General features: G+C 44.4%; 13 protein-coding genes and 1 riboswitch. Of the genes, 7 read left to right on the top strand and 6 right to left on the bottom strand.

The annotated features are described in order from the left end of the window. Positions 1–68 precede the first annotated feature (68 nt). A complete protein-coding gene (locus RAH45_RS00585; protein WP_193029921.1) occupies positions 69–1,358 on the top strand; it encodes a replication-associated recombination protein A in 1,290 nt (429 codons plus the stop codon). A gap of 298 nt (positions 1,359–1,656) precedes the next feature. Then, a complete protein-coding gene (gene ribBA, locus RAH45_RS00580) occupies positions 1,657–2,769 on the top strand; it encodes a bifunctional 3,4-dihydroxy-2-butanone-4-phosphate synthase/GTP cyclohydrolase II (RefSeq protein WP_068407844.1) in 1,113 nt (370 codons plus the stop codon). A 138-nt stretch (positions 2,770–2,907) separates the two neighbouring features. On the opposite strand, the gene RAH45_RS00575 is transcribed toward ribBA, so the two are convergent. The 5 genes from RAH45_RS00575 to RAH45_RS00555 form a co-directional block, all read right to left on the bottom strand. Further along, positions 2,908–3,399 carry an acyl-CoA thioesterase gene (locus RAH45_RS00575; protein WP_102077754.1) on the bottom strand — a complete coding sequence of 164 codons (492 nt, stop codon included), beginning with the start codon at positions 3,397–3,399 and terminating at the stop codon, positions 2,908–2,910. A 44-nt stretch (positions 3,400–3,443) separates the two neighbouring features. Next, positions 3,444–4,385 (bottom strand): hypothetical protein, encoded by a 942-nt coding sequence (locus RAH45_RS00570; RefSeq protein ID WP_193029920.1) that lies wholly within the window; start codon positions 4,383–4,385, stop codon positions 3,444–3,446. A 71-nt stretch (positions 4,386–4,456) separates the two neighbouring features. Next, on the bottom strand, positions 4,457–5,425 hold the full coding sequence (locus tag RAH45_RS00565; protein WP_193029919.1) for a uroporphyrinogen-III synthase: 969 nt from the start codon (positions 5,423–5,425) through the stop codon (positions 4,457–4,459). Positions 5,426–5,546: 121 nt separating this feature from the next. Further along, complete coding sequence (gene hemC, locus RAH45_RS00560; protein WP_193029918.1) at positions 5,547–6,578, bottom strand: hydroxymethylbilane synthase; 1,032 nt, start codon at positions 6,576–6,578, stop codon at positions 5,547–5,549. A gap of 285 nt (positions 6,579–6,863) precedes the next feature. After that, a complete protein-coding gene (locus tag RAH45_RS00555) occupies positions 6,864–7,580 on the bottom strand; it encodes a LytR/AlgR family response regulator transcription factor (RefSeq protein WP_198327939.1) in 717 nt (238 codons plus the stop codon). Between the two features lie 80 nt (positions 7,581–7,660). Between RAH45_RS00555 and RAH45_RS00550 the strand changes: the two genes are divergently transcribed. The 3 genes from RAH45_RS00550 to RAH45_RS00540 all read left to right on the top strand — a co-directional run bounded on the left by RAH45_RS00550 (position 7,661) and on the right by RAH45_RS00540 (position 10,825). Continuing rightward, positions 7,661–8,272: an IS607 family transposase gene (locus tag RAH45_RS00550; protein ID WP_068404139.1), complete on the top strand. Its 612-nt coding sequence runs from the start codon at positions 7,661–7,663 to the stop codon at positions 8,270–8,272. Then, entirely contained in the window at positions 8,269–9,423 is a 1,155-nt protein-coding gene (locus RAH45_RS00545) for an RNA-guided endonuclease InsQ/TnpB family protein (protein WP_093071385.1), read from the top strand. Before RAH45_RS00550 ends, RAH45_RS00545 begins: the two co-directional genes overlap by 4 nt. A 406-nt stretch (positions 9,424–9,829) precedes the next feature. Next, complete coding sequence (locus RAH45_RS00540; protein ID WP_306495892.1) at positions 9,830–10,825, top strand: IS4 family transposase; 996 nt, start codon at positions 9,830–9,832, stop codon at positions 10,823–10,825. Between the two features lie 262 nt (positions 10,826–11,087). Here the strand turns inward: RAH45_RS00540 and RAH45_RS00535 are convergent, their stop codons facing one another. Beyond that, a complete protein-coding gene (locus tag RAH45_RS00535) occupies positions 11,088–12,134 on the bottom strand; it encodes a sensor histidine kinase (protein WP_227678276.1) in 1,047 nt (348 codons plus the stop codon). 218 nt (positions 12,135–12,352) lie between these two features. On the opposite strand from RAH45_RS00535, the gene argH reads away from it, so the two are divergent. Further along, positions 12,353–13,726, top strand: a complete 1,374-nt coding sequence (argH, locus tag RAH45_RS00530) for an argininosuccinate lyase (protein WP_198328649.1) — start codon at positions 12,353–12,355, stop codon at positions 13,724–13,726. A 343-nt stretch (positions 13,727–14,069) separates the two neighbouring features. Beyond that, positions 14,070–14,360 (top strand): oxidative damage protection protein, encoded by a 291-nt coding sequence (locus RAH45_RS00525; RefSeq protein WP_193029872.1) that lies wholly within the window; start codon positions 14,070–14,072, stop codon positions 14,358–14,360. A 168-nt stretch (positions 14,361–14,528) separates the two neighbouring features. Beyond that, positions 14,529–14,651: riboswitch (TPP riboswitch) on the top strand. Positions 14,652–14,895: the final 244 nt, after the last annotated feature.

Raw genomic sequence — 14,895 nt, 5'->3', positions numbered from 1 at the left:
TCTGCGTTAGCCTAGCTATAGTCAAAACAATACTAAAAACAGTCGTTTAATTGATAATAGAGATTTTTATGCCACCCAATTTTCATGCCGATACGCCCCTTGCTCAGCGCATGCGCCCAAAGACGCTCGACGCTATTATTGGACAAGAGCACCTGTTAGCAGCAGGCGCACCGTTACGGCGCTTGGTTGAGCAAGGGCACCTGCCGTCGATTATTTTGCATGGCGAAGCAGGCATTGGGAAGACCACCATCGCTATGCTATTGGCTGATGCGGTTGGCCGACCTTTTCATGCGTTATCGGCGTTAAATACGGGCGTGAAGCAATTACGTGAGGTTTTAGATACCAAGGATTCACTAAGCTTTGAATCGCCGGTGGTATTTATCGATGAGATACACCGTTTTAATAAAGCGCAGCAAGATGCGTTACTTGGCGCGGTAGAGTCAGGTGATATTACGTTAATTGGGGCGACGACTGAAAACCCGTCGTTTAGTGTGAATAACGCCCTGCTATCGCGTTGCCAAGTGTATCGTTTAGAGCCGCTGACGCCTGAGCAAATCAGCGCCGTATTGCAGCGCGCGCTAGCAGAAGATAATATTCTTAAAAACCTAAAAGTTGATTTGCAGGCACAAGAGACAATTAGCCAATTGGCACACGGTGATGCCAGAAAAGCGCTCAATCTATTAGAGCTTGCCATTCAAACGGCAGATAGCAAACAATCGCCATTAATTATCAATGATGAATTGGTCGCTCGGGTCGCTCAGACGGCGCTAGTGCGCTACGATAAAGATGGCGAGCAGCATTACGATATCATCTCGGCCATGATAAAATCTGTACGCGGCTCCGACCCTGATGCGGCGCTATATTGGATGGCGCGGATGCTGGTTGGTGGCGAGCCTGCTGATTTTATCGCACGGCGCTTGGTGATTTTAGCCAGCGAAGATATTGGTAATGCCAATCCAAATGCCCTACTCCTTGCCGATGCTGCACTGCGTAGCGTACAGTCTATCGGCATGCCAGAAGCGCGCATTATCTTGGGGCAAGTGGTGGTTTATCTGGCGACCAGCGCCAAGAGTAACAGCACTTATAAAGCCATCAATGCGGCAATGGCCTTGGCAGAAAAAGACGCCTCGCCTGTACCGCTGCATTTGCGTAATGGCGTGACCAAATTGATGCGCAATCAAGGTTATGGTGAAGGCTACACTTATCCCCATGACTACCCCAATCATTATTATCCGCAAAGCTATCTACCGAACAATTTAATCGGCACCAGTTTTTATGAATTTGCTGACAATCAGCGCGAGCAGCACAGCAAGCAGTTTATGGACTGGCTAAAGGGTCAAGCGGCTAGTAATGAATAACAGCATATTTGCATGCATCATTGATAATACTTATCGCTATTTTTAAGCGATTAATGGACATACTGGCAAGATGACGCAGCACAGTAGGATGAAAAGCGTTAAAATAGCCTCATAATGATATATACAAGTCAATTGAGCGCAGCAATTTTTTTGCTTATTGCTGTTATTTATATGGCTGTTATTAAGCCACGCCATGCTTTACAACAGCGCTTGACGCCCTCTGCTGCTACAATAGACAAATAATAATTTAACCTTATCATCAAACCCATCTATACATAATAAAATATTGAGACTTCCTATGAGTTTAAATACGATTCCTGAGATTATCGAAGACATTCGTGCTGGTAAAATGGTCATCTTGATGGATGACGAAGATCGCGAAAACGAAGGCGATATCATCATGGCCGCGACCCACGTGCGCCCTGATGATATCAACTTTATGATTACCCACGCGCGTGGTTTGGTTTGCTTAACCTTGTCAGAAGCGCGCTGCCAACAGCTGGCATTGCCGCTAATGTCTGACCGCAACGAGGCAAAATTTAGCACCAACTTCACCGTTTCTATTGAAGCGGCTGAAGGCGTGACCACAGGTATTTCTGCCGCTGACCGCGCACGTACCATTCAAGCAGCAGTGTCTTCTTCAGCAAAACCAGAAGATATCGTCCAGCCTGGGCATATTTTCCCAATCATGGCACAAAATGGCGGCGTCCTGCACCGTGCCGGTCATACCGAAGCAGGTTGTGATTTGGCCCGCCTAGCAGGGTTGGAGCCAGCAGCCGTTATCGTTGAGATCATTAAAGACGATGGCACGATGGCGCGCCGTGATGACCTTGAGATATTTGCCAAAGAGCATGGTCTTAAAATTGGGACGATTGCCGATTTGATTAACTATCGCATCGCCAATGAGCAAACGGTCGAAGAAGTCGAATCCCATCCGTTTGAGACCGAATACGGTACCTTTACCTTGCACCGTTTCCGCGAGTTTGGTGCAGACGAAACTCATTTAGCTTTGGTAAAAGGTGATGTCAGCGAAGGCGTCAGTACCGTTCGTGTACATGGCTTCCATCCTTTACGTGACTTGTTTGCGGCAAAAAATGACACCACTGGTCGTAGCGGCTGGAGCGTACGCTCAGCCCTAGAAGAAATAAACAATTCAGAGCGCGGCGTGTTGGTTTGGATCGGCAATCATCAGCCGATTGACTTGGGAGAGGCGCTGGATAAAGCGGCTGAAAATCAGTCCATGTCTACCATCGCTCAGCAGCCTTATCGCAGTATCGGGGTTGGCGCACAGATTTTACGTCATTTGGGCGTGCGTGATATGCGCTTACTGTCGTCACCGATGAAGTTTTATGCGCTGTCAGGTTTTGATTTAAATGTAGTAGACTTTATTCATGCGCCTAAGCAAAAATAAAGCCTAGAAATTAAAAAGTACAGCAACATAAAAAAGGCACGCTAATAGTATTTAGCGTGCCTTTTTATTTTTAACGGTATCATTTTAGTGATATTGATACTTAATAATTTGGCCGACTTTTCAAAGTTTTTAAATTTTTTAAAGTTCGGGCGTATGATTAAATTTTGCTTCTAGTGCCAATAAACGCTCACGCTCCTCATTGCTCCACGGCAATTTATCCTTACCATCACTGTCTAAACGGACGATAACGGCATCAGCGGTCGCGACAATCGCTTCTTGAGCGCAGCTATAATAGCTATATTCCATCACAATACTGGTATTACCCAAACGCTGGCAACGCACGCCTAGTAATAACGTATCGGGATAGGTCACCGGGCGTAAATATTGGCAGCTTGATTGCGCCAATACCGTCACCATACTGCCATCAAACATACCGAGCGCTTGCAGGTAACCAATCCGTGCTGATTCCGCATAACGATAATAGACCACGTTATTTAGATGATTAAAGGCATCCATCTCGCCCCAGTGGATCGGCTGCTGATGAATAATTGGATAATGCGCTAGCTCACTAGGACGGTTGTCATCTACGCTATTATTATTTACGTTTGTGTGTTGTTCAAAAGCACTCATCACTGCATTTCTCTTATTTTTTTATAGAATTTCAAAAACGACAATTAACGCTTAGGCTTATCTAAAATTTGCGTGGTCAATAATGGCGTTGGCTGTGGCGCCGTGGCAATCAGGCGATCTAACCAGTCGACAACTTCTGCGGTATTATGAGGGGCAGATTTGGTTTGATCTTTATCTTTAGAAGTTGCGTTGCTCGTTGTTTGAGCGTTTTTATTATCGGTAGCGGATTTTGACGCAGACGTATCTACTAAGGTTTGTAGCTGTTTACGTGCTTGCCGCAGATAGCCAATCAGCTGATCTTTTTCACGCATATTGCTTGCTTGACTGGCAAGGTTTAAAGTCATAATCACTTCATGAATGATAAGCTCTTTACGGGTTATGCCGACATCGTTAGCGCTAGTATTAGACGCGCCAGCTGCACGAGCAGGACGCTGATAACTATGTAAAAACGCTTGGATATTTTGAATGGCTAAGTTTTGTAACTGCCAAGGACTCGGCTGCGAGCTTCTTGCTTGCAAGCGTTCAATGTCTTTCATTAAACTTTGCTTGATTACCACGGTAAGCGCAGGGGCAATCTCATTACTGCTTTGAGACAGTTGCCAATGCAGACCGCGCAACAAATCAATCGCCGCACTCTCGTTATTATCCGCCAACAATCTATCAGCCGCCTGTATCTGAATGCGCAATAAATCAAGCTGGTTTTGCGCTTGGCTACTAGCAGCGACGCGCGGCTCTGGCAGCGTCTGCTGACTCATCGCAAAGATGCGATCGTCCATCTCATTTAGGCGGCTGACGACTTGCTCATTACTTTGCAAGCGCTCATTTATACTGTGCTCAAAGCGCTGCTGACTAATAAACAACCACAGCAGAGCAGCAATAAGCAATAATATGACCAGCCATTGCAAACGTAGCAAAAACATATTTGCTTGCCGGCGCTGCTGAATAGCAGAAGGCTCCTTAACTAACGAGTCAGAATTCATGGACATAAGGCAGCACCGTTGGTGAATAATTTTTTCAGTAAATATAAAATAAATGGCTTGAGAAAAGGAAGTGTTTTTTAACTGCAACCGACTAGCGGTGTATGGATTGCCGCAAAAATGGTTTCGGGCGCCAAATCTTCCACGCGCCAATAACTTAAATCCTGACCAGCGACCATATTGGCTAAGCGCTCGCCTAGTACGACATAAGCAAAATCGTTGAGCAGCAATGGCGCATGGTTTGGCTTTTCTGCAGTTGTTCTTTTTTCTAAATCCTGCGCTGACACCTCTGTAACAATCGCTTGCCAATGCTCAAACGCTGTGCCACTACTGACAATCACGATAGGTTTTGGCTGCTCAGACTGTTGGCTAAGATACTGGGACTGCCACTCTTTATACTGCGCCATAGCATCATTGGGCATTTTGCGCTCATACCAAGCAATACTATCGATATGGACACCGCGCGCCTGTAAAGTATTGACCAATAAACGCCGCCCGCCAAGCCCGCGCCATACCAACAGCCTATCACCAGCCTGCAGGCTGTCAATTTCTGGCATTGCTAACATACCTTCATTATTAGCAATCAGAGGTTGCAATACTTGATAATTCGCCGCATCGAGTTTGGCGTCATTTAATACCGCTGCAGTCGCCTCTCCTACCGCTATCAGATGGCTTGGCGCTTTTAAACCTTTAAAACTAGCGTCCTGTTGCGTGCTATTAGCTCCCTCAACCAGCTGAGCTTGGCGCTCATGCTCAAGCGCCTGCCAAACGGCTAAGCCAGAAGCTGCCGCTGTCGGACTTACAATAACCAGCGCCTGATAATCACCGGCAAACCATTGGCGCATCAAAGCCATGTCTTGCTCGGTAGTTGGACGCATCTCTAAGGTCAATATCGGTATATCAACTACTGAAAATCCTGCCGCTTGCAAATGATTGGTCAGCGGCGCCGCACGTTCAATGGGGCGCGTATTGATGACCACTGGCGGCAGAGATGCTTGCTTATTAATGATTTGGTTTGAAGCAGTAGACTCAGAGGATGACCAAGACATAAACATACCGTAACAGAAGTTAAAAAGTGAGCTTACGCATACAGTCATTGCAGCGACTTTATGCGTAAATGGCTAGCGACATTTTATTGTTATGCCACTTAAAGGTGATTTATTTTAAGCTTTATTTAGATTGATAAATCGCTGATAAAATATCACCCGCACCAATTTCTAGTAGCATCTCAGCCACGTCAATACCTAATTGATTGGCTTGCGCTTCTTGTTCGACTTGACTGCCAGTTAAGGTCAAGCGTTTATCAGCTTTGAGTAGCTCGCTACCGTCTTCTTGACCGACGCGGCCGCGTAGCCATAATACATTACCATTGTCGTTATTACCGTTTTGGCCATTGTTTTTGCTATCGTCGTCTGCATCAGCCATTTGTAATACCGCATAAGCGGCAATCGGTACTTGGCAACCGCCCTGTAAATGACGGTTTAGCGCACGCTCAGCGATAAGACGGATACGAGCTTTGTCATCGTTTAACGGTGCCAATAACTTTAGAACTTCGTCGTCACCTTCGCGGCATTCAATCGCAAGTGCCCCTTGACCAACGGCTGGCAAGCAAATATCAATATCCAGCTCACTACGAATGCGCTCGTCATGCTCGATACGCTGTAAACCACTGGTTGCCAAAATAATAGCGTCATACTCGCCGGCATCAAGCTTACCTAAACGCGTACCAACGTTGCCGCGCAGGGTCTTGATTTGCAAATCGGGGCGATAGGCTTTGATTTGACATTGACGACGCAAGCTTGCGGTACCAACCACTGCGCCCTGTGGCAATTCATCGATATTATGATAAGTGTTCGATACAAAGGCATCGGTTGGCGAAGCGCGTTTACAATAAACACCAAGCGTCAAGCCTTCTGGTAATTCCATCGGCACGTCCTTTAAAGAATGTACCGCGATATCTGCCTGTTTATCATATAACGCCTGCTCGAGCTCTTTAACAAACAAACCCTTACCACCAATTTTAGCCAGCGGCGTATCCAAAATCTTATCGCCTTTGGTGACAATTTTTAGCAGGTTAATGGTTAGCTCAGGATACAGCGCCAGTAAGCGGTCACGAATATGCTCCGCTTGCCATAATGCCAATGGACTTTGGCGGGTAGCAATATTTAAGGTAGTCAAAGCAGGTTGCTGCATGGTACTCATAAAAGGCCTCAATAGATTCGATATAAAATCGCGTTGGTGAATAACAGTTACTTAACGACAATTGCTCAACAACGGTCGCTCAACAACGAAGGATTCAGTATCTTTACAATAATGCGAATGTAGCATTCAATATAAACGTTAAATGTCTTTAAACTGAATGCTACAAAAAAACACCCCTATTTAAGCATAAATAAGGGTTTGATGATATGGCAGGATTATTTCAACAGATTACTGCGCTTGCTGCTTAGTGCTTTCTAGGATGGTTTACCTGTAGACAGTTTGCCGCTACATATTCTGAATTTTTTCACGTAATGCTGGTAGATGACGGCGGCTGACTGCTAGGGTCTCATCAATACCTTTAAAGTGCAGCTGAAACTGTCCGGCATCGAGTGTTTCTAAAAAGTCTAGATATTTAATATTGATAATGGCGTTGCGATGGACGCGAAATAACTTGCCTTCAAACTCTTGCTCAAGCTCTTTTAACGTATCATCAATAAGTACAATGCCGTCTTTGTGGCGTACTTTGACGTACTTTTGATCGGCGGTAAAATAATAGATGTCTTTGAGCTCAATCAGCTCTACACCGCGGTGGGTACGCGCCACGATATGTTCGCGCACTGGGCGCGCGGTTGGATTCTCAAGTTTGCGAATCTCGTTTAATTGCGCCGCATTGAGATTGGTGGCTTTTTTTAGCGCCTCGAGTAATTCATCTTTGTTGGCAGGTTTTAACAGATAACCGATGGCGTTGGCTTTGAGCGCCGCGATGGCATAATGGTCATACGCCGTGACAAAGATAATGGCGGGTGGATGGTTTAACGTTGCAAGCTCTTGCGCGCACTCGACGCCATCCATCTCTGGCATGCGAATGTCGAGCAATATAATGTCTGGTTGCTCAGATTTTACGGCGATAATGGCCTCAATGCCGGTTTTAGCTTGGGCAACCACTTCATGACCTGACTCTTTGACTATTCTAACCAAACGCTCGCGAGCTAAGGGTTGCAAACAGTTAAATAAAACATATACAAACCTACCTATTTATTACTATAATAGATAGATTATATCTATAATATAGAGAGCAAGTTATGGGGAAACTGGTTAGTATTGGGGAGGCTGCCAAACATTTCGGGGTTGCTCAATCCACATTAAGACGTTGGGATGAGGATGGTACGTTAGTCGCCAAGCGAACCGAGAACGGGCATAGGCGATATGATTTAAGTGAAATCAGACCGCATTCCTTGAATACACCACCTAAATTAGACCGAAAAACCATTGCTTATGCTCGTGTGTCGAGTCGTGATCAAAAAGACGACTTACTTCGCCAGTCTCAAGTTTTGGAACTTTATTGTGCCAGGCAAGGCTGGACTTTTGAGACGATTACCGATCTTGGTAGTGGAATGAATTATAAAAAGAAAGGCTTAAAAAACCTGCTTGATGACATACTGAGCAATAAAGTTGAACGGCTGGTAATTACCCATAAAGACAGGCTTTTACGATTTGGTGCAGAACTGGTTTTCATGTTGTGTGAGGCTCGTGACGTTGAAGTGGTAATAATCAATCAAGGTGAAGAGTTGAGTTTTGAGCAAGAATTAGCCCAAGATGTATTGGAGATTATCACCGTATTTTCAGCGAGGCTATACGGCTCTCGCAGCAAGAAAAACCAACAATTAATAGAGGCGGTTAAAAAAGCATTATGATCCGTGGACACATTATCGAACTCAAGCCAAACAACGTACAGGCAAATCACCTTGCTCGTGCTTGTGGCGTGGCGAGAAAAGCCTACAACTGGGCTTTGCATGAGTGGCAGCGGCAGTATGCGCTTGACAAAGCGTACCGTGATGCGTGTTTGGCCGCAGGCGTTGAGGTTGATACTAAAAATCTAAACAAGCCCTCACAGGCGAAGCTCAGACGCGAATTGAACGCCATTAAGCGTGAATTATTCCCCTATATGCTGGAAGTGACCAAATGCGCTCCGCAGGCGGCAATCATGCAGTTGGGTGATGCTTATAACAACTTCTTTAAAGGCTTAGCGAAATACCCAACCGCTCGTAAAAAAGGCCGTGACGATAGATTCAGTTTATCCAACGACCAATTTGCCATTAAAGGTAAATCCATTCGTATCCCAAACTTGGGCTGGGTTCGCTTAAAAGAAGCTTTACGTTTTGACGGCAAGATCATGTCAGCCACCATCTCTAAACGTGGCGGTAAGTGGTTTGTTAGTGTGGCTGTTGAAATACAAAAAGCTGTAATTCCTACTAAAAAGACAGGTAAAAGCGTTGGTGTTGATCTTGGTATTACCGACTTACTGGTTTTATCAGACGGCACTAAAATTAAAGCGCCAAAACCACTTCAAGCAAACCTTAAAAAACTAAGAACGCTAAACAAAGCGCTCAGTCGCACTAAAAAAGGCAGTAAAAACAGAGAAAAAGCGAAAACCAAGCTCTCTCGTTTGCACTATAAGATCAGGTGTATTAGGCAAGATTCTCTCCATCAAATCACAACAAGTCTGGTTAATGAGTTCGATGTGATTGCGATTGAGGATTTGAATGTCAAAGGTATGGTTAAGAACAGGCGGCTATCAAGAGCTATCAGTGACTTGGGTTTCTTTGAGTTTAAGCGACAGCTTATCTACAAAGCCACTGAGCAAGGCAAGGTTGTGAAATCAGTCGGACCCTTCTACCCAAGCTCAAAAACCTGTTCAAACTGCAATCATATCCTTGGTAAAGATGAGCTAACATTGAAAATGCGTGAGTGGTTGTGCCCTAACTGTCAGGTTTCTCATGACCGTGACCTCAACGCCAGCATCAATATTTTAAATAACGCGACTGTTATTTTAACAGCTGCATAATCCTGTTTATTGGACGGTGAGTTCCATCGCCAATTAAAAAAGTCTGTGGAGTCGTGGTCAGTCTAAATCTCAAATGAGAAATAGCGCGTGACAATGAAGCAGAAAGAAAACGTCAAACCTATCTAATAGTCAATATTGGCTAGGTTTGAGTAAGATTTTTGGAACGGCTCATCATCACAAACAACAATCCGCATCCAAACTCCTTTATAAGTGCCTACTTATAAATCTTTTCTCTGCACACGACAAAAAAACAAAAAAGTCTGTTAAAGCAAAGGCATAATAGTAATTTTTAAGACGAATCAGACCATGCCAAACTTTAACAGACTTAGTGAAACTTTAACCCAAAACCTGAGCATGAACAAGGCAAGAATCAATTGTTTGAGCCTAATGATAATAGCCCTGATTACTGCTCAAAGCAGTAATCTTAAAAAAAATAGCAAGACACCTTCCTAAGGGTGGCAAGACCGACAGTCACTATCGCAGACTACAGCGATTTTTTGCCGAAGCGAGGATAGACTACGATCAACTGGCTTTAATGATATATCGACTATTTGGGCTAGGCAAAGTCACCTTAACCATTGACCGCACCAACTGGAAATGGGGTAAAAGTAACCTCAACATCTTTATGCTAGGGGTGGTATATAAAGGGATAGCCATCCCCTTATACTGGCAAATGCTAGATAAGCGAGGTAATACAAACCATCTTGAACGCTGTGAACTTATTGAGCGGTTTATCAAACAATTTGGCAAAGATAACCTTGAGATGATAGTAGCAGACAGAGAGTTTGTTGGCGAAAAATGGTTTAACTGGCTCACCAATAATCACATACCCTTTGCCATACGGATTAAGAAGAACAGTAAAGTTAAGAATCATCATGGCAAGTTGGTACAGATTAAAGAGTTATTACGCCATGTTAGCCATCAAGAAACATATCGACATGGACGAATACTGACTGTCGTTGGTTGTTTGGTTCGAGTATTTGCCAAGCGTGATAAAGACTATGGTTTAGTGATTGTGGCCACCAATCAACTAGAAACAGTGGATGCGATGACAAGCTATGCTAAGCGTTGGGAGATTGAGACTTTATTTGCTTGTCTAAAGGGCCGTGGCTTTAATCTTGAAGATACCCACTTAACCCATCTTGATCGGGTCAGTAAATTAGTCGCAGTGAACGCCTTAGCATTTTGTTGGGCTTATCATGTCGGTATTTATAAAGACAAAGATAAGCCGTTAAAGCGCAAGTTAAAGTCAAACGCTCGACCTCAAGCCAGTTTGTTTGCGCTTGGCCTGGATGTGTTGATTGAGGGCCTTCACTTGGTGTTCTTTAACAATGATAAGACTGTATTTCGACAGTTAGTTAGCTTTTTAACCCCTAAACCTATGAAAATCGGGGGGGGATGATTTTTTTGTCGTGTGCAGAGAAATCTTTTAAAGTATTAATAACCTATCAATCTTTAACACTCATCCCTTAGTAAGAATGCAACTCCCTACTTAAGTTATAAACCAACTGCCGCACTTGTGCAAGCCACGAATCTAACTTTGCCGTTTAAATGCTTTAGCCGTGCATAACAGCTTTGACGGTGCAATAAATATGCCACGATAAATGCTTGGCGATAATTGGCTCATGCATAGCAACTAGAGCAACTGTTTTAAAGAACAAGAATTATAAACTGACATCTTGCAGCGGATAGCTAATATTAGTAAGAATTTTTTTATTCATGATGCTGCTTTGGATGTCGGCACTTTGACCAAAATAGGCGCGCAGACGTTGCGCCTGAATCATAAAATCCATATGTTGGCGTAAGTCATGGTTAATCAACAAGGTTTTTTTCGGCAGCTGCACGCTAATGGTAATGTTGACCCGATGCTGCAACCAAGTGACTTTTATATCAATATAAATGGTTTCGGTGGTCATCCTAATGACGTTCACTAGCATTTTTTCAATCACGCTTTGTAAGGTTAAAGCGGTAATCACCATGTCATACATGACGTCTTCTTTTGGCAATTGCCAGTTTACTACCAATTTATCTGCTAAGCGGATGGATTCAATGGCCAAATAATGCTCACACAGGGCAATCTCTTCTTCAAAGCTGATCTCACGCGCGCCATTAAAACTGGCACGAAAGAGCGCTGAGACGTGCTGCAATAAAACAGCGGCGCGCTGCGGCTCAGACTCAATCAGCGACATCAAAGTATTGATAGTATTAAAAAAGAAATGCGGCGCTAGGCGAGCTTTTAACACATCATTTTGGGCTCTCAATTTTTGCTCAAATGAGTGCTTTAGTGCATTTAGCTCACGATAACGGCGTAAAAAAAACAGCAAGGCGGCAATGGTAAATCCGGCGGCAATCACCGTATTAAATACAATGATTGAGATAAAGTCCGCCAAGTTATAGTTAAACCAGCCAGCGTTTATCATAATTAGCAAGGCCAACGCGACGGTCACCGCCGTGGCAGTGGTCAAAATGAGTAAAACATACATACTGACGGTCGTTACGCGTAAGCCTTTAAAAACTGGACGTAGATAATCGATGAGATAAAAAGAAGGAATCAAGGCCAAGCTGGTTTGGATAAATCTTGCCATAAACTTGATGATAAACTGCGTTTCATTGACCACGCTATGCCGATCGACAATCGCCACAAACAGCGACCAAAAAAAGATTGCCAGCAGCCATTGCCAAGGCTTCATCATCTCCATGAGCTTGGGCATAAAAAACTCTAAGCGCTCCGCTAGTAAGGCAACCTCATCATTTGCTATACTTGAGTTCTTATTCTCTTGACTTGTCTTGAACTGATATGAACGCCAACTCTTCAAATAGTATTAATCCTAATTCAAATAAAAATTCATCTACTCCTGATTCTAGCATAGATGCTTCTATAACCAACACTCCTGCGCTGCAAAGCGCTACAGGTGGTCAAGGTCAGCAGATGTGGGGCGGGCGCTTTAGTGAAGCGACTGATAGCTTCGTTGCCGCCTTTACTGCATCCGTCGGCTTTGACCAACGCTTTGCGCGTCACGATATCCAAGGCTCAATCGCCCATGCAACCATGCTGAAAGAATGCGGCATTTTAAGTGCTGATGAGGTTGCGACCATTATCGATGGCTTACAGCAGGTGCTGCGCGAGATTGAAGCTGGGGAGTTTAACTGGTCGATTGCGCTCGAAGACGTGCACATGAACGTCGAATCGCGCTTGACGGATATCGTCGGTGCGGTTGGCAAAAAACTACATACTGGCCGTAGCCGTAACGATCAGGTTGCGACCGATATTCGTCTATGGTTGCGTGAAGAAACCGACAATATCATCGCGCTACTGGTACGTTTGCAAAGCGGTTTACTAGATTTAGCCGAACAGCATACCGACACCATTATGCCGGGCTTTACCCATTTGCAAACCGCGCAGCCAGTGAGCTTTGGTCATCACGTGATGGCATGGTTTGAGATGCTCTACCGCGATACCGAGCGTCTGGTCGATGCCCGTCGCCGTATCAATCAGATGCCGCTTGGTAGCGCTGCCCTTGCTGGCACGACCTTTCCAATCGATCGTACCATCACGGCCAAATTGCTAGGTTTTGAAGGTATTTGCCAAAACTCGCTCGATGCCGTCTCAGACCGTGATTTTGCCATTGAGTTTACCTCGGCAGCTTCTATTTTGATGATGCATATGTCGCGTATGAGCGAAGAGGTTATCCTATGGATGTCAGCGCAATTTAACTTTGTGCAAATACCAGATCGCTTCTGTACTGGCTCATCTATTATGCCGCAAAAGAAAAACCCTGACGTACCAGAGTTGGTACGCGGTAAAGCGGCGCGGGTTTTTGGCCAATTGATGACATTATTAAGCCTGATGAAAAGCCAGCCACTTGCCTATAATAAAGACAACCAAGAAGACAAAGAGCCGCTATTTGATTGCGTCGATACTTTGACGGGTTCGCTACTCGCTTTTGCTGATATGCTACCGAATATTACTCCGAATAAGGAAAACATGCGCGCTGCTACCATGAAAGGCTATGCAACGGCGACTGACCTAGCCGATTATTTGGTACGCCAAGGGGTGGCATTCCGTGATGCCCATGAAGTGGTCGGCAATGCCGTTGCTTTGGGCATTCGTGAGGGCGTTGATTTAAATGACTTATCACTGGCACAGCTTCAGCAATTTAGCGACGCCATTGGTGATGATGTCTTTGACTTCTTAACGTTAGAAGGCTCATTGGCTGCTCGTGACCACTTAGGTGGCACCGCGCCAAATCAAGTCAAACAGGCGGTGGTTAATGGACGTGCGCGCCTAAAATCGTTTGCTTAAAAGCCTTTTTTAAAGCTGAAGCTAGCAATAAAACTGTGCTTTAAAACTAGCGCTTTTCTCTAACACCCGCCATTGTGCGGGTGTTTTTTTGTCATGCCTGATTTTGCCAGCACTGGATATAGTCAAGGAATTTTAAAATCGCTACAAGGCGATCTACCGCAGATAGTACACTGAGTACATCTAGGGCGAGCAACACCGTAGCGGTTTAAAAGTACGCCGACTATAGATTTGATGTTACCTTCTCTACACCTGATACGCTTTGCTAAATCGTGCAAGCGCGTTATGATAGATTACCAATATTCGACACGATAATTTAATACCACTAATTAATGAGGATTGCCTGATGACTGAGACTTTTAATCCACAAGCCAATACCGTATTTTGCCGCAAATATAAGCAGGAATTGCCAAAAATGCCGCATCCGCCATTTCCTAATAAAAAAGGTCAAGAGCTACAAGAAACCGTTTCTGACAAAGCTTGGAAAGAATGGCTTGAGCAGCAAACCATGCTGATTAACGAAAACCATCTCAGCATGATGGACCCTGAAGCCAAAAAGTTCTTAACTGAGCAACGCGAGAAGTTTTTGGACAATGAAGTCTACGAGCGCGCGCAAGGTTGGACACCAGAAAAATAATACGCACGGTGATTTTATTAATTAAAAAGAATGTCATTAATTGAAAAGCTGTCATTGATTAAAAGACAGTGATTACATTAATAACAGCAAGATTGCCTCTCTACTAACAAACGGCAAATGACTAGGCATCATCCCTATAGTTTGTTAGTATGAGACTGATTTACAACACTGACAGACTCGGGGTGCGGTGTATGACAAGCTTAGTTTAAGCTATTTCATACATTCGCTGAGAGATCACCCGCCGAACCTGATGCGGTTAGTACCGACGCAGGGAAGTCTTAAGACTATGTTTTATATACAAAGGGCGCGCAGAAATGCCTTTTTATTATTGCTCATACTTCATGTGCTAGCGTTTTTACGCGGCCATGAGGAAAGCAATAAAAAGCGGCGCCTACCAATCATTTAACAACGGCATTAGATTCATTTTCAATGAAAGTTGAATTTAATAATAGTGCAGACGTTTAATGATTGAATTTGTCTATCTTGCATCGTCTTGCCCCGCAGCTACTGGCGGTGTTGCTTTTATTCAAAAACC

The sequence above is a fragment of the Psychrobacter sp. van23A genome (genome assembly GCF_030845275.1).
In the GTDB taxonomy this organism is placed as follows: Bacteria; Pseudomonadota; Gammaproteobacteria; order Pseudomonadales; family Moraxellaceae; genus Psychrobacter; species Psychrobacter faecalis.
Note: the sequence above shows the minus strand (reverse complement) of the source record. Positions and strands in the feature narration are given on the sequence as shown.